Annotated in this window: 22 protein-coding genes and 1 tRNA gene; 18 read left to right on the plus strand and 5 right to left on the minus strand. The window is 62.8% G+C overall.

The annotated features are described in order from the left end of the window. Position 1 precedes the first annotated feature (1 nt). From hisB to tatC, 10 genes are all read left to right on the plus strand, one after another. Complete coding sequence (gene hisB, locus VIM12_RS07700) at positions 2-598, plus strand: imidazoleglycerol-phosphate dehydratase HisB (RefSeq protein WP_331941027.1); 597 nt, start codon at positions 2-4, stop codon at positions 596-598. 34 nt (positions 599-632) lie between these two features. Next, positions 633-1,271, plus strand: coding sequence for an imidazole glycerol phosphate synthase subunit HisH (hisH, locus tag VIM12_RS07705; RefSeq protein ID WP_331941028.1), 639 nt, complete (start codon positions 633-635; stop codon positions 1,269-1,271). A gap of 52 nt (positions 1,272-1,323) precedes the next feature. Then, entirely contained in the window at positions 1,324-2,115 is a 792-nt protein-coding gene (gene hisA / locus VIM12_RS07710) for a 1-(5-phosphoribosyl)-5-[(5-phosphoribosylamino)methylideneamino]imidazole-4-carboxamide isomerase (RefSeq protein ID WP_331941030.1), read from the plus strand. Continuing rightward, positions 2,112-2,876, plus strand: coding sequence for an imidazole glycerol phosphate synthase subunit HisF (gene hisF / locus VIM12_RS07715; protein WP_331941031.1), 765 nt, complete (start codon positions 2,112-2,114; stop codon positions 2,874-2,876). The genes hisA and hisF overlap by 4 nt, the downstream gene beginning before the upstream one ends. After that, positions 2,873-3,268: a phosphoribosyl-AMP cyclohydrolase gene (gene hisI / locus VIM12_RS07720; RefSeq protein WP_331941032.1), complete on the plus strand. Its 396-nt coding sequence runs from the start codon at positions 2,873-2,875 to the stop codon at positions 3,266-3,268. Before hisF ends, hisI begins: the two co-directional genes overlap by 4 nt. A gap of 46 nt (positions 3,269-3,314) precedes the next feature. Continuing rightward, on the plus strand, positions 3,315-3,650 hold the full coding sequence (locus VIM12_RS07725) for a phosphoribosyl-ATP diphosphatase (protein ID WP_331941033.1): 336 nt from the start codon (positions 3,315-3,317) through the stop codon (positions 3,648-3,650). A gap of 44 nt (positions 3,651-3,694) precedes the next feature. Next, positions 3,695-4,066 carry a histidine triad nucleotide-binding protein gene (locus VIM12_RS07730; RefSeq protein ID WP_331941034.1) on the plus strand — a complete coding sequence of 124 codons (372 nt, stop codon included), beginning with the start codon at positions 3,695-3,697 and terminating at the stop codon, positions 4,064-4,066. A 62-nt stretch (positions 4,067-4,128) separates the two neighbouring features. Further along, the gene (tatA, locus tag VIM12_RS07735) at positions 4,129-4,332 is read left to right on the plus strand and encodes a Sec-independent protein translocase subunit TatA (protein ID WP_331941035.1); all 204 of its coding nucleotides are present in this window, start codon (positions 4,129-4,131) and stop codon (positions 4,330-4,332) included. A 70-nt stretch (positions 4,333-4,402) separates the two neighbouring features. Continuing rightward, the gene (tatB, locus tag VIM12_RS07740) at positions 4,403-4,885 is read left to right on the plus strand and encodes a Sec-independent protein translocase protein TatB (RefSeq protein WP_331941036.1); all 483 of its coding nucleotides are present in this window, start codon (positions 4,403-4,405) and stop codon (positions 4,883-4,885) included. Continuing rightward, positions 4,885-5,643, plus strand: a complete 759-nt coding sequence (gene tatC, locus VIM12_RS07745; protein WP_331941037.1) for a twin-arginine translocase subunit TatC — start codon at positions 4,885-4,887, stop codon at positions 5,641-5,643. The genes tatB and tatC overlap by 1 nt, the downstream gene beginning before the upstream one ends. On the opposite strand, the gene VIM12_RS07750 is transcribed toward tatC, so the two are convergent. Together VIM12_RS07750 and VIM12_RS07755 are read right to left on the minus strand one after the other, a co-directional pair. Further along, complete coding sequence (locus VIM12_RS07750) at positions 5,640-6,317, minus strand: DUF2461 domain-containing protein (RefSeq protein WP_331941038.1); 678 nt, start codon at positions 6,315-6,317, stop codon at positions 5,640-5,642. The genes tatC and VIM12_RS07750 overlap by 4 nt on opposite strands. 4 nt (positions 6,318-6,321) lie before the next feature. After that, on the minus strand, positions 6,322-7,485 hold the full coding sequence (locus VIM12_RS07755; RefSeq protein WP_331941039.1) for a Do family serine endopeptidase: 1,164 nt from the start codon (positions 7,483-7,485) through the stop codon (positions 6,322-6,324). A 25-nt stretch (positions 7,486-7,510) separates the two neighbouring features. On the opposite strand from VIM12_RS07755, the gene VIM12_RS07760 reads away from it, so the two are divergent. Together VIM12_RS07760 and VIM12_RS07765 are read left to right on the plus strand one after the other, a co-directional pair. Beyond that, the gene (locus tag VIM12_RS07760; protein ID WP_331941040.1) at positions 7,511-8,278 is read left to right on the plus strand and encodes a Nif3-like dinuclear metal center hexameric protein; all 768 of its coding nucleotides are present in this window, start codon (positions 7,511-7,513) and stop codon (positions 8,276-8,278) included. A 65-nt stretch (positions 8,279-8,343) separates the two neighbouring features. Continuing rightward, positions 8,344-9,048, plus strand: coding sequence for a response regulator transcription factor (locus tag VIM12_RS07765; RefSeq protein WP_331941041.1), 705 nt, complete (start codon positions 8,344-8,346; stop codon positions 9,046-9,048). A gap of 4 nt (positions 9,049-9,052) precedes the next feature. Here VIM12_RS07765 and mscL read toward each other — a convergent pair whose 3' ends face one another. Continuing rightward, on the minus strand, positions 9,053-9,475 hold the full coding sequence (gene mscL, locus VIM12_RS07770; RefSeq protein WP_331941074.1) for a large conductance mechanosensitive channel protein MscL: 423 nt from the start codon (positions 9,473-9,475) through the stop codon (positions 9,053-9,055). Between the two features lie 248 nt (positions 9,476-9,723). Between mscL and petA the strand changes: the two genes are divergently transcribed. The 6 genes from petA (at position 9,724) to VIM12_RS07800 (ending at position 13,877) form a co-directional block, all read left to right on the plus strand. Next, positions 9,724-10,332, plus strand: a complete 609-nt coding sequence (gene petA, locus VIM12_RS07775) for a ubiquinol-cytochrome c reductase iron-sulfur subunit (protein WP_331941042.1) — start codon at positions 9,724-9,726, stop codon at positions 10,330-10,332. A gap of 4 nt (positions 10,333-10,336) precedes the next feature. Continuing rightward, complete coding sequence (locus VIM12_RS07780) at positions 10,337-11,740, plus strand: cytochrome bc complex cytochrome b subunit (RefSeq protein ID WP_331941043.1); 1,404 nt, start codon at positions 10,337-10,339, stop codon at positions 11,738-11,740. A gap of 23 nt (positions 11,741-11,763) precedes the next feature. After that, on the plus strand, positions 11,764-12,528 hold the full coding sequence (locus tag VIM12_RS07785) for a cytochrome c1 (protein ID WP_331941044.1): 765 nt from the start codon (positions 11,764-11,766) through the stop codon (positions 12,526-12,528). 90 nt (positions 12,529-12,618) lie between these two features. Beyond that, positions 12,619-13,230: a glutathione S-transferase N-terminal domain-containing protein gene (locus tag VIM12_RS07790; RefSeq protein WP_331941045.1), complete on the plus strand. Its 612-nt coding sequence runs from the start codon at positions 12,619-12,621 to the stop codon at positions 13,228-13,230. Positions 13,231-13,288: 58 nt separating this feature from the next. After that, complete coding sequence (locus VIM12_RS07795; protein WP_331941046.1) at positions 13,289-13,777, plus strand: ClpXP protease specificity-enhancing factor; 489 nt, start codon at positions 13,289-13,291, stop codon at positions 13,775-13,777. A gap of 24 nt (positions 13,778-13,801) precedes the next feature. Beyond that, positions 13,802-13,877 (plus strand) — tRNA-Thr (locus VIM12_RS07800). 90 nt (positions 13,878-13,967) lie between these two features. On the opposite strand, the gene VIM12_RS07805 is transcribed toward VIM12_RS07800, so the two are convergent. Together VIM12_RS07805 and grxD are read right to left on the minus strand one after the other, a co-directional pair. Next, complete coding sequence (locus VIM12_RS07805) at positions 13,968-14,540, minus strand: UbiX family flavin prenyltransferase (RefSeq protein ID WP_331941047.1); 573 nt, start codon at positions 14,538-14,540, stop codon at positions 13,968-13,970. A gap of 16 nt (positions 14,541-14,556) precedes the next feature. Further along, complete coding sequence (gene grxD / locus VIM12_RS07810; protein ID WP_331941048.1) at positions 14,557-14,868, minus strand: Grx4 family monothiol glutaredoxin; 312 nt, start codon at positions 14,866-14,868, stop codon at positions 14,557-14,559. Positions 14,869-14,939: the final 71 nt, after the last annotated feature.

Consider the following 14,939-nt stretch of genomic DNA (forward strand, 5'->3'; position numbering starts at 1 on the left):
CATGTCCACGCCACGCGTTGCAGAGGTCACCCGCAATACCAACGAGACGCAAATCCGCGTCTTGATCAACCTCGACGGCACCGGTCAGCAGAAGCTGAACACCGGGGTCCCGTTCCTCGACCACATGCTCGACCAGATCGCCCGCCACGGGCTGATCGACCTCGACATCGAGGCCAAGGGTGACCTGCACATCGACGCCCACCACACGGTGGAGGACGTCGGCATCACGCTCGGCCAGGCCTTCGCCAAGGCGCTCGGCGACAAGAAGGGCGTGCGCCGCTACGGCCATGCCTACGTGCCGCTCGACGAGGCCCTGTCGCGCGTCGTCGTCGACTTCTCCGGACGCCCGGGCCTGCAGTACCACATCCCGTTCACCCGCGCGATGATCGGCGGATTCGATGTCGACCTCGCCCGCGAGTTCTTCCAGGGGTTCGTCAACCATGCGCAGCTGACGCTGCACGTGGACAACCTGCGGGGCGACAACGCGCACCACCAGTGCGAGACCGTGTTCAAGGCCTTCGGCCGGGCACTGCGCATGGCGGCGGAATTCGATCCGCGTGCCGCAGGGACGATCCCGTCGACGAAGGGCAGCCTGTAGTACGGCGTACTGCGCCGGTTTTGCAAAATCAGACATGAACAAGATCGTTGTAGTGGATTACGGCATGGGCAACCTGCGCTCGGTGGCGCAGGCGCTGCGGCATGTCGCGCCCGAGGCGGACGTGCGCATTTCGGGCGAGCTGGAAGACATCAGGAGCGCCGACCGGCTGGTGCTGCCGGGGCAGGGGGCGATGCCCGACTGCATGCGCAGCCTGCGCGAGTCGGGCCTGCAGGAGGCGGTCGTCGCGTCCAGCCGCACCAAGCCGCTGCTGGGCGTGTGCGTGGGTGAGCAGTTACTGTTCGACTGGAGCGAGGAGGGCGACACGCCCGGGATCGGGCTCATCCCCGGCAAGGTGGTGCGCTTCCGGCTCGACGGCCGGCTGCAGGAGGACGGCTCCCGCTTCAAGGTGCCGCAGATGGGCTGGAACACCGTGCGCCAGACGCAGGACCACCCGATGTGGCGAGGCATCCCGGATGACAGTTTTTTCTATTTCGTGCACAGTTATTACGCAGTGCCCGCCGCACCGGATTTCACGGCCGGCGAAACCAGCTACGGTGCACCCTTCACGTGCGCGGTTGCCAAGGACAATATCTTCGCTACCCAGTTTCACCCGGAGAAAAGCGCAACTGCAGGCCTGCAGTTGTACAAGAATTTCGTACACTGGAATCCGTAGTCGCAAGCGATTGAACAACCATTAACCCAACCAACCCGATCGAACCGTAGCCATGCTGCTGATACCTGCCATCGACCTCAAGGACGGTCATTGCGTACGCCTGAAACAGGGCGACATGGACCAAGCGACCGTATTCTCCGACGACCCCGGCCAGATGGCGCGGCACTGGCTGGCGCAAGGCGCCCGCCGCCTGCACCTGGTCGACCTCAACGGCGCGTTCGCCGGCAAGCCGAAGAACGAGCCCGCAGTGAAGGCCATCATCAAGGCCGTGCGCGATTTTGCCGCGGAGGCCGGCGTCGACGAGATCCCGATCCAGCTCGGCGGCGGCATCCGTGATCTCGACACCATCGAGCGCTTCCTCGACGACGGCCTGTCCTACATCATCATCGGCACCGCCGCGGTGAAGAACCCGGGCTTCCTGCACGACGCCTGCAGCGCCTTCCCCGGCCAGATCATCGTCGGCCTCGACGCCAGGGACGGCAAGGTCGCGACCGACGGCTGGAGCAAGCTGTCCGGGCACGAGGTGATCGACCTGGCGAAGAAATTCGAGGACTACGGCTGCGAAGCCATCGTCTACACCGACATCGGCCGCGACGGCATGATGGGCGGCGTCAATATCGAAGCCACCGTGAAGCTCGCGCAGAGCATGACGATCCCGGTCATTGCCTCCGGCGGCGTCCACAACATCAAGGACGTCGAGGCATTGTGCGCGGTGCAGGACGAAGGCATCGAAGGCGTGATCTGCGGCCGCTCCATCTATGAAGGCACCCTGGACCTGCGGGAAGCGCAGAAGCGGGCCGACGCGCTGACCGGCCAGGAACAGGCCGAAGAAGACCAAGCATGACCCTGGCAAAACGCATCATCCCTTGCCTCGACGTGACCGCCGGCCGCGTCGTCAAGGGCGTCAATTTCGTCGAATTGCGCGACGCCGGCGACCCGGTGGAGATCGCGCGCCGCTACGATGAGCAGGGCGCCGACGAACTGACCTTCCTCGACATCACCGCCACCTCTGACGGCCGCGACCTGATCCTGCACATCATCGAGGACGTCGCCTCGCAGGTATTCATTCCGCTCACCGTCGGCGGCGGCGTGCGCACGGTGGACGACGTGCGCCGCCTGCTCAACGCGGGCGCCGACAAGATCAGCATCAACAGCACCGCCATCGCCAACCCGCAGATGGTGCAGGACGCGGCGCAGAAGTTCGGTTCGCAGTGCATCGTGGTGGCGATCGACGCCAAGCGCGGCGCCGAGGGCCGCTGGGAGGTCTTCACCCACGGCGGGCGCAAGGCAACCGGCCTGGACGTCGTCGAATGGGCGCGCAAGATGGAGAGCATCGGGGTCGGCGAACTCCTCCTGACCAGCATGGACCGCGACGGCACCCGCAGCGGCTTCGATCTCGACCTGACCCGCGCCGTGTCGGATGCGGTGTCGATTCCGGTCATCGCCTCCGGCGGAGTCGGCGGCCTGCAGGACCTGGCCGACGGCATCAGGATCGGCAAGGCCGACGCGGTGCTGGCCGCCAGCATCTTCCACTACGGGCAGCATACCGTGCAGGAAGCAAAGGACTACATGGCCGGGCAGGGCATCCCCGTGAGGCAAGCATGAGCAGCGCCCTGCCGGAGTGGCTCGGTAAAGTGCGCTGGGATGAGAACGGTCTGGTGCCGGTGATCGCCCAGGAGCTCGGATCGAACGATGTGCTGATGTTTGCCTGGATGAATCGCGAGGCCCTGGCGCGCACCGTCGAACTCGGCGAGGCCGTGTACTGGAGCCGTTCCCGCAAGAAGCTCTGGCACAAGGGCGAGGAATCCGGCCATACCCAGAAAGTGCACGAGATCCGGCTCGACTGCGATGAGGACGTGGTGCTGCTGAAGGTCGAGCAGGCCGGCGCCATCGCCTGCCACACCGGACGCCATTCCTGTTTCTTCCAGCAGTTCGACGGCAATGGCTGGCATGCCGTCGAGCCGGTGCTGAAGGATCCTGAGCGCATCTACAAATAGCCCGGGCACCACCGTACCGCAGTCCCGCCGCGAGGCCGAAACCACCATGAGCGATACCCTGAAACGACTGTCCGAAATCATCGAATCCCGCAAGCTGGCGAACGGCGGCGACCCGGACAAATCCTACGTCGCCCGCCTGTTCGCCAAGGGCGACGATGCCATCCTCAAGAAGATCGGCGAGGAAGCCACCGAGACCGTGCTTGCCGCCAAGGACGTGCGCGCCGGCGCCGACAGCGCCAAGCTGCTGTACGAATGCGCAGACCTCTGGTTCCACTCGATGGTGATGCTCGCGCACTTCAACCTCAAGCCTCAGGATGTGCTGGACGAGCTCGCGCGGCGCGAGGGCATCTCGGGGATCGAGGAAAAAGCGAGCCGCGGCTGAGCCCGGCGACCGGCGGACATCCTTCACACCTAATCGGAGACGACATGACGGACTGCATATTCTGCAAGATCGCGACCAAGCAAATCCCCTCGAAGACGGTGTACGAGGACGAGGATCTGATTGCCTTTCATGACATCAATCCCGCTGCGCCCGTGCATCTTTTAATCGTTCCGAAACAACATGTCGCTACACTGGCCGACTGCGGGCAGAGCCATGCGGCATTGTTGGGTAAAATGATGTTGCTGGCGCCAAAGCTGGCGCAGGAACATGGATGCGGCTATGTCGCGAACGGTGACGGTATCGGCAGCGGGGGGTTCAAGACGCTTTTCAATACCGGACCGGACGGTGGCCAGGAGGTGTACCATCTGCATCTGCACGTTATCGGCGGCCCGCGGCCGTGGCGCGGTCAGCGGTAGATCCACCGCGGTTGCGCAGCAGTTGATTTACGGGACGACAAGGTCCCTTCCAGGAGAAAGCAATGGGTTCATTTAGCATCTGGCACTGGTTGATCGTGCTGGTCGTCGTCATGCTGATCTTCGGCACCAAGAAGCTCGGCAACATGGGTTCCGACCTCGGCAAGGCCGTCAAGGGCTTCAAGGACGGCGTCAAGGGCGAGGATGAGAAATCCGCGCAGAATGAAAAGGCGACGATCGACGTCGACGCCAACGAAAAGAAGAGCTGACGAGGTCGTCGCGGGGAGCATGTGGCCGGGCGTCCGGTAGCGCCTGCCCGTCCCGCCTGACCCACACGCCATGATTGATCTCGGTCTTTCCAAACTTGCCCTAATCGGTGTCGTCGCGCTGGTCGTTGTCGGCCCCGAACGCCTGCCCAAGGTCGCCCGCATGGCGGGCACCCTGTTCGGACGCGCGCAGCGCTACATCAACGACGTGAAATCCGAGGTCAGCCGGGAGATCGAGCTCGAAGAACTGCGCAAGATGCACAAGGACGTGCAGGAAGCCGCCAGCGACGTCGAGCAGACGATCGCAAAGGACCTTGCCGGCCTTGAAGGCGAGGTCCACAGCGCCTTGTCCAATCCTCTGCTGGAGCCGGAAACGCCCGAGCAGATCGCTGCCAAGGCCAAGGACTTTCGCAAGAAGCGGCTGGCCCGCACATCCGCCATTCCTGCGTGGTACAAGAAACAGAACGGCCGGCGCACCCGGGTGATTTCCGGCGCCGCGCGGGTAGCCCGATTCCGTCCCTCCGGCGTACGCAAAACCACCGCCTCCTTCCACTGATGACAGAAGACCAAAATACGCCGGGCGAGGGAGACACTTTCATCTCGCACCTGGTCGAGTTGCGCAGCCGCGTCATGCGGGCCTCGATCGCGATCATCGTCGTCTTCCTCTGCCTGATGCCCTGGGCCGGCCCGATCTACGACCTGCTGGCGGCGCCCATGATGCTGGCGCTGCCCGAGGGGAGCCAGATGATCGCCACCGGCGTCATCACGCCGTTCCTGATCCCGGTGAAGGTGACGCTGCTGGTCGCCTTCATCATCGCCCTGCCGGTGGTGCTCTACCAGGCCTGGGCCTTCATTGCGCCGGGCCTCTACACGCATGAAAAGAAGCTGGTGATGCCGCTCGTGATCTCGTCCTCGCTGCTGTTCCTGGCGGGGATCGCGTTCTGCTATTTCTTCGTCTTCGGCGTCATCTTCAAGTTCATCAACGAGTTCGCGCCGAAATCCATCTCGGTGGCGCCGGACATCGAAAGCTATTTCAGCTTCGTGATGACGCTGTTCATTGCATTCGGGCTGACCTTCGAAGTGCCGATCGTCGTCATCGTGCTGGTACGGATGGGCCTGGTCACGGTGGAGAAGCTGAAGGAAATCCGGCCGTACGTGATCGTCGGCGCGTTCGTGATCGCCGCCGTGATTACGCCGCCCGACGTCATGAGCCAGCTGCTGCTGGCGGTGCCGCTGTGCCTGCTGTACGAGTTCGGCATCATCGTCGCGCCGATGTTCGCCAGGGCCACGCAGGCGCCCGAAGAAACGGCTTAGACCGGTATCGTCTCGCGCAGCCACGCCACCAGCGGGTAGGCGTCCTTGAACCCGGCGGCAATCTCCTTGGCGAGGTCCTGCGGGATGCGTCCGGCCAGACTGACCTCCTTCCATACGATGAAGCTTTTCAGCTTCAGGTACTCGACGTGCGGCGCATCGGCGTCGAAGCCTTTCGGCGGCCGTGCCAGCTTTCCCTCCTGCTGCAGGTCGCCGTAGCTTTCCTTCAGTTTCCTGTTCTTCAGCAGTTTCGAGAAACCCGCAGCGTCGTCGACCACATGCTGCCGAATCGCCTTCAGGCGGTCAGCCGGCGGCATGTACTCGCCGCCGGCCACCAGCAGCATGCCGTTGGCGTCGATATGGAAGTAGTAGGCGGGGCCGCCGCCCTGGCTTGGCTTCTTGAGGCCGCTGGCGGTGATGGCGGCGGAGAAGGTCGTCTTGTAGGGGCTCTTGTCCCGTGAGAAGCGCATGTCGCGATTGATCCGGAACAGCGCCTTCTTCGGATTGCAGTCCGCCACCGACGGATCGAATTTGCTGACCTGGGCAATCAGTCCGGCGACCAGTTCCAGGAATTCGGCGCGCAGGATGTCGTAGCGCGGCTTGTTCATCACGAACCAGGCCCGGTTGTTGTTCTCGGCCAGCTCGGACAGGAACTGGATCAGGTCCCGCGTATGCATCGCCTTACTCCTGCTCTTCGCGTCGTGGCTTCGGCCGCTTCCCGACGGTGACGTCGATGGTCGACTCCTGGTTCTTGCGCACCACGGTCAGCCTCGCCTTGCTGCCCGGTGTGAGCTGCGCGATCAGGTTCAGCATCGCCGTCGTGTCGGATACCGGTTTGGCGTCCACCGCGACAAGGATGTCGCCGGGGCGGATGCCCGCCTTGTCGGCGGGGCCGTTCTTCAGCACGCCCGCGATGATGGCCCCCGACTTGCGCGACAGGCCGAAGCTTTCCGCCAGTTCCGGCGTGATGTTCTGCGGCTCCACGCCGATCCAGCCGCGTACCTTCTGACCTGTCGCGATGATCGACTCCATCACGTCCTTGACGGTCGAGACGGGGATCGCGAAACCGATGCCGAGCGAACCGCCGCTGCGCGAATAGATGGCGGTATTGATTCCCAACAGGTTGCCTTGCACGTCGATCAGCGCGCCGCCGGAATTGCCCGGATTGATCGCGGCGTCCGTCTGGATGAAGTTTTCGAAGGTGTTGATGCCGAGATGGTTGCGACCGAGTGCGGAAACGATGCCCATGGTGACCGTCTGCCCGACGCCAAAGGGGTTGCCGATGGCCAGCACCACGTCGCCGACCTTGGCCTGCTCCGCATTGCCGAGCGTGATTGCCGGCAGGTTGTCAATGCTGATCTTGATGACCGCGAGGTCCGTCTCGGGGTCCGTACCGACCACTTTGGCATCCGCCTTGCGGCCGTCCGCCAGCGCGACCTCGATCTCGTCCGCGGTCTCGATCACGTGGTTGTTGGTCAGGACATAGCCCTGGGGGCTGACCACCACTCCCGATCCGAGGCTGAACTGCCGGTCTTCCTGCGGATCGCCGAAGAAGCGCCGGAACAGCGGATCGTCCATGAACGGGGATTTCGGCTGGCGCGCCCCCTTGGTGGTGAAGATATTGACGACCGCCGGCATCGCCCGCTGCGCCGCCTCCCGATAGGACGACTGCGGCCCGCCCTGGACCGGCGCCTGCAGCACGGGCACGGACGTCGTGGCGACCTGGCTCTGCTGGCGCTCGCGCAGCAGTGTGCCGGCCCACTCGGGCTTGAGGCTCGCTACAATGAACCAGAACGCCAGACCGACGGTTACGGTCTGGGCGAACAAGAGCCAAAGACGTCGCATAGATGCTTGAAGAAGAGGAACGAAAATGAACCGAGGACCGGTAGCCAGGACCGAATTTGCAAAATATCTCGAGCAAACGCTCGATATTAACCGTTTTCGCGACTATTGCCCAAACGGCTTGCAGGTTGAAGGACGGTCCGAGATCCGCTCCCTCGTCACGGGCGTGACCGCCAGTCTCGCCTTGCTGGAGGCGGCCGCCGAGGCGGGCGCCGACGCGATCCTGGTGCACCACGGTTACTTCTGGCGGGGGGAGGATGCGCGCGTGGTCGGCCCGAAGCAGAAGCGCCTGCGCCTGCTCCTGAACCGCGACATCAACCTGTTCGCCTATCACCTGCCGCTCGACATGCATCCGGTGTTCGGCAACAACGCCCAGCTCGCCGCGCGGCTCGGCCTGCGGGCCGACGGCCGCTTCGGCGACGACGGCATCGGCTGGCTCGGGGCGGTGGAGCCGGGCGGACCGGCCACCGCCGGCGAGCTCGCCCGGCTGGTCGAGCATCGGCTCGGACGCACGCCGCTGCTGGTGGGCGATCCTGCCCGGCAGGTGCGCAGGATAGGATGGTGCACCGGCGCTGCCCACAGCATGCTGGACGCCGCCATCGCGGGCGGCGCCGACATCTACCTGAGCGGCGAGATCTCGGAACCGACCGTGCACCTGGCGCGCGAGTCCGGCGTGGCATACCTCGCCTGCGGCCATCACGCGAGCGAGCGCTATGGCGTTCAGGCGCTAGGCGAGCACCTCACGCAGCATTTCGGGATTGCCCACCGCTTCATCGATATCCCCAATCCTGTATAGGGATTTGAACCAACGGTCGATGAATTCCCGATATGATGGTAAGGATAATAAACAAGGGAAACATCATGCAGGATCAGGGATTGCGGCAGCCCATCGGGGTGCTGATTGTGGAGGACGACCCGGTGACGCGCAAAACGCTCTGCCTTGCAGTCGGCTCGGCGCCGCAACTCACGCTGCTGGACGCGCTCGATAGCGTGAAAGCCGCACTCGACTGGCTCGAGCGCAGCTCCGCCGACGTGCTGATGGTCGATCTTGGCCTGCCGGACGGTTCGGGACTCGAGGTGATCCGCGCCTGCGCCGACCGCCGGCCCGAAACCGACATCATGGTGGTCTCCATGTCCAGCGACGAGGCGAACGTCGTCGCCTGCATCGAGGCCGGTGCCGCCGGCTACGTGCTGAAGAACGCCGGCAGCACGGATATCGTGCGGGCCATCCTCGATCTGCGCAATGGCGGCTCTCCCATGAGCCCGACCATTGCCCGCATGGTGCTGGCAAGGCTGCGGGCCCGGCAGGTGGCGGAATTGCCCCCGGCGGTCAGCCAGGAAGACGCCGCAGTGACCCGGCTGACGAAGCGGGAGACGGTCATCCTCGACCTCATCGCCAAGGGCGACAGTTACAGTGAAGTCGCCAGACTGCTGTCCGTATCCGTCGGCACCGTTCAGACCCACATCAAGAACATCTACGGCAAACTGTCGGTGCACTCCCGCGGCGAGGCGGTATTCGAGGCGCACCGGCGCGGCTTGCTCCGTTTCGAGCGCACCCCGCGGTAGTCGCCTATTTCTTCAGCGCGTCGCGGATCTCGCGCAGCAGCAGGATATCCTCCGGTACCGGAGCCGGGGGCGGGGCTTCCGGTGCCGGGGTCGCCCGCCGTGCCTTGTTGATCGCGCGGACCATCTGGAAAATGATGAATGCCAGGATCAGGAAGTTCAGCAGGATAGTGATGAAGCTGCCATACGCAAGCACGGCTCCGGCCTTCTTCGCTTCCGCCAGGCTCAGCATGGTGCCCTGGCCGTTCAAGGGAATGTAGTAACTGCTGAAGTCGAGGCCGCCCACCACCTTGCCCACCACAGGCATGATCACATCCTGCACCAGCGAGTCGACGATCTTGGCGAAGGCCGCTCCGATGATGACGCCGACCGCCAGGTCGATCACGTTTCCCTTGATTGCGAATGCCTTGAACTCCGACAGCATGCCCATCGCGTACCTTTCAGATAAAAATAAAAAAATGGCAACAAGAGGAGGGAACGCCTCCGCCTTGTTCGCCATTGTCGATGAAAACATCCTTTCCGGCACCGGCTGGCAGCGAAGCGGCACTTGATGCGCCACCAGGAAGTTCCCTTCGTTTTGATTCTCCGAAGGAAACCCGCTTTAATTCGGAAACGCCGTCAGTTATAATCTAAGGTTGCTAGAAGTTTTGTACAGCTTTTTCATAGATTGGGGTTGGTATGAGTAACGAAAAGCAGGTCGATTCCGGTCGACGCGGCTTGCTCGTCGCCACTGCAGCGGCGGGCGGGGTGGCTGGACTGGCCACCGCGGGGGCCTTTGTGTCCACCTTCCAGCCGTCAGAGCGGGCGAAGGCAGCCGGCGCTCCGGTGGAAGTGGATATCGCGGGCCTCGCCCCCGGCGAGATGCGCACGGTCGAATGGCGCGGCAAGCCGGTCTGGATTCTGAAGCGCTCGCCTGAAATGGTCGAGTCGCTGAAGAAGACCGAAGGGCAGCTTGCGGATCCCAATTCCGAGCGCAATCCCGCAGAACTGACCCCCGAGTACGCACGCAACCAGCACCGTTCGCGCAAGCCCGACATCCTGGTTGCCGTCGGCATCTGCTCCCACCTCGGCTGCTCGCCGACCACCAAGCTGCAACCCGGCGCACAGCCGTCGCTGCCGGATGACTGGGTCGGCGGCTTCCTGTGCCCCTGCCACGGCTCCACCTTCGACCTTGCCGGCCGCGTCTTCAAGAACGTGCCGGCACCAGACAACCTCCAGGTCCCGCCGTACATGTTCGAAGGCGACACCAAGCTGGTCATTGGCAAAGACGAGAAAGGCGAGGCGTAATTAAATGGCGACACAACACAAACCGCAGGGAACGCCGGTTCCGCTCTCGGGCCGCGCGCTGCAGTGGGTCGACGAGCGGTTTCCGCTGTCGTCCACCTGGAAGGCACATGTATCCGAATACTATGCGCCGAAGAACTTCAATTTCTGGTACATCTTCGGGTCGCTCGCACTGCTGGTGCTGGTAATCCAGATCGTCACCGGCATCTTCCTGGTGATGCACTACAAGCCGGATGCAAACCTTGCATTCGCTTCGGTCGAATACATCATGCGCGACGTGCCCTGGGGCTGGCTCGTCCGCTACATGCACTCGACCGGCGCATCGGCATTCTTCATCGTGGTCTACCTGCACATGACGAAGGCGCTGCTCTACGGTTCGTACCGCAAGCCGCGTGAACTGCTGTGGCTGTTCGGCGTGGGCATCTTCCTGGCGCTGATGGCAGAGGCCTTCTTCGGCTACCTGCTACCCTGGGGCCAGATGTCGTTCTGGGGCGCACAGGTGATCGTCAACCTGTTCGGCGCGATTCCCTTCATCGGTCCGGACCTGTCGCTGTGGATCCGCGGTGACTACGTGGTGTCGGATGCCACGCTGAACCGCTTCTTCTCGTTCCACGTGATCGCCATTCCGCTGATCCTGATCGGCCTGGTGCTGGCGCACCTGGTGGCACTGCACGAAGTGGGTTCCAACAACCCGGACGGCATCGAGATCAAGAAGCAGAAGGACGCCAACGGCGTGCCGCTCGACGGCATCCCGTTCCACCCGTACTACACGGTGCATGACATCTTCGGCGTCTCGATCTTCCTGATCGTGTTCAGCGCGGTGGTGTTCTTTGCGCCGGAAATGGGCGGCTACTTCCTGGAGTACAACAACTTCATCCCGGCCGACCCGCTGAAGACGCCGCCGCACATTGCGCCGGTCTGGTACTTCACGCCGTTCTACTCGATCCTGCGCGCGACCACGTCGCAGTTCATGTACGCGCTCGAGATCGGCGTCGTCGCCTATGTCGCCCTGCTGCTGGTGAAGACCCGCCTGTCCAGCATGGTGAAGATCGCGATCGTCGTGGCTGCAGCCGTCCTGCTGGTCGCCATGTTCATCTTCGACGCCAAGTTCTGGGGCGTCGTCCTGATGGGCGTGTCGGTGATAATCCTGGCCGCGCTGCCCTGGCTGGATCATTCGCCGGCAAAGTCGATCCGCTACCGTCCGGTCTGGCACGGCTACATCTACCTGGTGTTCGGCATTGCCTTCCTGGTGCTCGGCTACCTCGGCATTTTGCCGCCGACCGCCGGCCGTACCATCGTCGCGCAGATCTGCACGTTCATCTACTTCGGCTTCTTCCTGCTGATGCCGTGGTGGAGCACTGCGGGCACCTTCAAGACCGTGCCCGACCGTGTGACGTTCCAGCCGCACTAAGCCGCAAAAGGAATATAAGAACCATGAAATTGTTGAAAAAACTGTTTGCGGTCCTGGCCCTGGTGCCTGCGGTGGTCCTGGCATCGGAAGCCACTTTCCCGCTCGACCAGGCACCCGATCGCACCCGCGAGTTGCCAGCGCTGCAGAACGGCGCCCGCCTGTTCGTGAACTACTGCCTGAACTGCCACTCGGCGTCGGCGATGCGTTACAACCGGCTGAAGGACATCGGCCTGACCGATGACCAGATCCGCGACAACCTGCTGTTCACGTCCGAGAAGGTCGGCGACCTGATGAAGGTGTCGATGTCCGCGAAGGATGCAAAGGACTGGTTCGGCGCGGTGCCGCCGGACCTGTCGGTCATCGCCCGGGCAAAGGCATCGGGCGAAGGCTCCGGTGCGGACTGGCTGTACACCTACCTGCGCACCTTCTACAAGGACGACACCCGTCCGACAGGCTGGAACAACCTGGTCTTCCCCAACGTCGGCATGCCGCACGTGCTGTGGGAGCTCCAGGGTGTGCGCAGTGCCAAGTTCGCCGAAGAGAAAGACCCGCATGATGCCGCCAAGACCGTGCACAAGTTTGTCGGTTTCGAGCAGCTGAAGCCGGGTCAGCTGTCCAGCCTGGACTACGACAACGCGACTGCCGACCTGGTGGCCTACCTGCAGTGGATGGGCGAGCCGGCACAGAATGCCCGCAAGCGCCTCGGCGTGTGGGTGCTGCTGTTCCTCGGCATGTTTGCAACACTGGCATGGCTGCTGAACGGGTCATACTGGAAAGACGTCAAGTAATGCTTCTGCCCCGCCGGCGTCATGCCGGCGGGCTTTGTTTCGGGGTGAGCCGGTTGACGTCTCACCCCTTTGTTTCTAAGGAACTGCGCCATGATGGTTCTCTACTCGGGCACGACCTGCCCCTTCTCCCAGCGTTGCCGCCTGGTCCTGTTCGAAAAGGGCATGGACTTCGAAATCCGCGACGTCGACCTGTTCAACAAGCCGGAAGACATTTCGGTCATGAATCCCTACGGCCAGGTGCCGATCCTGGTTGAGCGCGACCTGATCCTGTACGAATCCAACATCATCAACGAGTACATCGACGAGCGCTTCCCGCACCCGCAGCTGATGCCGGCTGATCCGCTGATGCGCGCACGGGCGCGGCTGATGCTGTTCAATTTCGAAAAGGAATTGTTCGTCCACGTGCATGCGCTCGAGAATGACAAGAGCAAGGGCGCCGAGAAGATCCATGAAAAGGCGCGTGCGGAGATACGCGACCGCCTGACGACGCTCGCACCGTTGTTTCTGAAGAACAAGTACATGCTCGGCGACGAATTTTCGATGCTTGACGTCGCCGTCGCGCCGCTGCTCTGGCGCCTCGATCACTATGGCATCGAACTATCGAAGACCGCCGCGCCTCTGATGAAGTATGCGGAGCGCATCTTTTCGCGTCCGGCCTACATCGAAGCGCTGACGCCGTCAGAAAAGGTCATGCGCCGCTGACGGGCAATGCAGTAACCGCCGCGGCTTCGGCCGCGGCGCCACTCCTGGGCAGGCCAACATGTCGGAAATCTCAACCAAGCCTTACCTGCTGCGCGCCATTTACGAATGGTGTACCGACAACGGTTACACTCCGTACATTGCCGCCGCCGTTGACGCCCATACGCGGGTTCCGCGCGAATTCGTGAAGAACGGCGAGATCGTGCTCAACATCAGTTTCACTGCGACGAGCGGCCTGAAACTCGGCAACGACTACATCGACTTCAATGCCAGGTTTGGAGGCGTATCCCGCGATATCTCGATTCCTGTCTCCAATGTCGTCGCCATCTATGCGCGCGAGAACGGGCAGGGCATGGCCTTTGAAGCGACATCCACGCCTCCCGTGGAGGACCTGGAAGTCCAGCCGGCTGAAGCACCGGCCAAGGGCCCGGCACTGGCCGCAGTGCCAAACGGAGAAGCCGACGACGAGGAAAAGACGGACGGAAGCCCTGACGACGGCAGTGACCCGCCGAAGAAGGGCGGTCGTCCTACACTTACCCGTATCAAATAAAGTACAATACCGAGTTCCAGTTTCGCCGGCTTAGCTCATCAGGTAGAGCAGTTGATTTGTAATCATCAGGTGGCGGGTTCGAGTCCTGCAGCCGGCACCAGAAAAAAACCCACGATCAGCAATGAGCGTGGGTTTTTTGTTGGCCGCAGCGGTGTGCGGCGACGCCGATTCCAAGCATCGGCGAGAGGCCTCAGCTTCCTTCCTTCATCCCGTTCCACCGCGGGGTGAGCTGATGCGGCACGCTGTAGAGGTCGAGTACGCGGCCAACGGTGTGATCTACCATTTCAGTGATGCTCTGCGGCCGGTGGTAGAAGCCTGGAAGGGGCGGGAAGATGATGCCGCCCATCTCGGTGACGGACGTCATGTTGCGCAGGTGTGCGAGGTTGAACGGTGTTTCACGCACCATCAGCACCAGCCGGCGCCGCTCCTTCAGGACCACGTCGGCGGCTCTGGTAATCAGGTTGTCGGAGAGGCCGTGGGCGACCCCGGCCAGGGTCCGCATGGAACAGGGGGCGACGATCATGCCGTCCGACTGGAAGGAGCCGCTGGCGATGGATGCGCCGATATCGCGAACGTTATGGACGACCGTCGCCAGCAACTCCACTTCCTTGCGACCCATGTCCAGTTCCTGGTGCAGGTTCAGCACCCCGGCGTCGGACACCAGCAGATGGGTTTCGACATCTGGCGCGTCGCGCAGCGCCTGGAGCAGGCGCACGCCGTAGACGGCGCCGGTGGCACCCGTGATGGCAATGATCAGGCGCATCGGCGCGCGAATGCGGTCAGGACTTCAGCAGGGTCTGCAGCTCGCCGGATTCGTACATCTCGGACATGATGTCCGAACCGCCCACGAATTCACCCTTCACATACAGCTGCGGAATGGTAGGCCAGTTGGAAAATTCCTTGATTCCCTGGCGCACGTCGGCATCCTCCAGCACATTGACGGTGACGATGTTCTCAACGCCGCAGGCTTTGAGGATCTGGATGGCGCGGCCGGAAAAACCGCATTGCGGAAACTGGGAAGTGCCCTTCATGAACAGCACGACAGGGTGCTGGGAAACGGTCTCTTTGATCCAGGTATGTACGTCGCTCATGGCATTGCCTCTGCAGGTTTGGTGTAAACCAGCATTATAGGGAAAAGGCGAGGAGATCGCCGGCAATGCCG

Origin of the sequence: Noviherbaspirillum sp. (genome assembly GCF_036563305.1) — a bacterium.
In the GTDB taxonomy this organism is placed as follows: Bacteria; Pseudomonadota; Gammaproteobacteria; order Burkholderiales; family Burkholderiaceae_D; genus Noviherbaspirillum.

Bases quoted from the DNA above. Each gene is read 5' to 3' on its own strand.
- VIM12_RS07805 (WP_331941047.1), bottom strand. From the start codon at position 14,540: ATGCGCCTGATCATTGCCATCACGGGTGCCACCGGCGCCGTCTACGGC.
- VIM12_RS07750 (WP_331941038.1), bottom strand. From the start codon at position 6,317: ATGCATACGCGGGACCTGATCCAGTTCCTGTCCGAGCTGGCCGAGAAC.
- VIM12_RS07725 (WP_331941033.1), top strand. From the start codon at position 3,315: ATGAGCGATACCCTGAAACGACTGTCCGAAATCATCGAATCCCGCAAG.
- grxD (WP_331941048.1), bottom strand. From the start codon at position 14,868: ATGAGCGACGTACATACCTGGATCAAAGAGACCGTTTCCCAGCACCCT.
- VIM12_RS07780 (WP_331941043.1), top strand. From the start codon at position 10,337: ATGGCGACACAACACAAACCGCAGGGAACGCCGGTTCCGCTCTCGGGC.
- hisB (WP_331941027.1), top strand. From the start codon at position 2: ATGTCCACGCCACGCGTTGCAGAGGTCACCCGCAATACCAACGAGACG.
- VIM12_RS07785 (WP_331941044.1), top strand. From the start codon at position 11,764: ATGAAATTGTTGAAAAAACTGTTTGCGGTCCTGGCCCTGGTGCCTGCG.
- hisH (WP_331941028.1), top strand. From the start codon at position 633: ATGAACAAGATCGTTGTAGTGGATTACGGCATGGGCAACCTGCGCTCG.
- hisI (WP_331941032.1), top strand. From the start codon at position 2,873: ATGAGCAGCGCCCTGCCGGAGTGGCTCGGTAAAGTGCGCTGGGATGAG.
- tatA (WP_331941035.1), top strand. From the start codon at position 4,129: ATGGGTTCATTTAGCATCTGGCACTGGTTGATCGTGCTGGTCGTCGTC.
- VIM12_RS07730 (WP_331941034.1), top strand. From the start codon at position 3,695: ATGACGGACTGCATATTCTGCAAGATCGCGACCAAGCAAATCCCCTCG.
- hisA (WP_331941030.1), top strand. From the start codon at position 1,324: ATGCTGCTGATACCTGCCATCGACCTCAAGGACGGTCATTGCGTACGC.
- tatB (WP_331941036.1), top strand. From the start codon at position 4,403: ATGATTGATCTCGGTCTTTCCAAACTTGCCCTAATCGGTGTCGTCGCG.
- hisF (WP_331941031.1), top strand. From the start codon at position 2,112: ATGACCCTGGCAAAACGCATCATCCCTTGCCTCGACGTGACCGCCGGC.
- VIM12_RS07760 (WP_331941040.1), top strand. From the start codon at position 7,511: ATGAACCGAGGACCGGTAGCCAGGACCGAATTTGCAAAATATCTCGAG.
- VIM12_RS07765 (WP_331941041.1), top strand. From the start codon at position 8,344: ATGCAGGATCAGGGATTGCGGCAGCCCATCGGGGTGCTGATTGTGGAG.
- VIM12_RS07755 (WP_331941039.1), bottom strand. From the start codon at position 7,485: ATGCGACGTCTTTGGCTCTTGTTCGCCCAGACCGTAACCGTCGGTCTG.
- VIM12_RS07790 (WP_331941045.1), top strand. From the start codon at position 12,619: ATGATGGTTCTCTACTCGGGCACGACCTGCCCCTTCTCCCAGCGTTGC.
- tatC (WP_331941037.1), top strand. From the start codon at position 4,885: ATGACAGAAGACCAAAATACGCCGGGCGAGGGAGACACTTTCATCTCG.
- VIM12_RS07795 (WP_331941046.1), top strand. From the start codon at position 13,289: ATGTCGGAAATCTCAACCAAGCCTTACCTGCTGCGCGCCATTTACGAA.
- mscL (WP_331941074.1), bottom strand. From the start codon at position 9,475: ATGGGCATGCTGTCGGAGTTCAAGGCATTCGCAATCAAGGGAAACGTG.
- petA (WP_331941042.1), top strand. From the start codon at position 9,724: ATGAGTAACGAAAAGCAGGTCGATTCCGGTCGACGCGGCTTGCTCGTC.